The organism is Paraburkholderia sp. SIMBA_053, assembly GCF_046534895.1.
Classification (GTDB): Bacteria; Pseudomonadota; Gammaproteobacteria; order Burkholderiales; family Burkholderiaceae; genus Paraburkholderia; species Paraburkholderia caledonica.
On the sequence record NZ_JAWRXU010000604.1, the window covers coordinates 1 to 275 of the forward strand.

Here is a 275-nt window from a genome sequence, read left to right on the forward strand (position 1 = left end):
CTCGCGAATCGCCGCGGTGTGGGATTCATCCTCGTGAGCCAGAACAGCACGGTCGAATGCGTGATCACGCTCGCGACACTGGAAGCGCATTTCTGGCTCGAACCCCGAGCCAGTGACACCCGGATCCTGAAAACCTTCCGGGGTGGCTACGGCCGCATCCGCGCGATCGCCGAACGCAGGCTGCTCGCCCAACCGGCCACGCGGCTCGAATTGACGCCGGATGATTTCGCGCGTCCCTGAGGCGTTGCCTCATTGATGCAGGTCCTGACTGCGTG

General features: G+C 64.0%; 1 protein-coding gene. It reads left to right on the top strand.

Translation table 11 applies throughout. The features are described from left to right. On the top strand, positions 1-240 hold a 240-nt coding region (locus SB753_RS37020), incomplete at its 5' end, for a DUF1488 family protein (protein WP_410805110.1). Positions 241-275 lie beyond the last annotated feature (35 nt).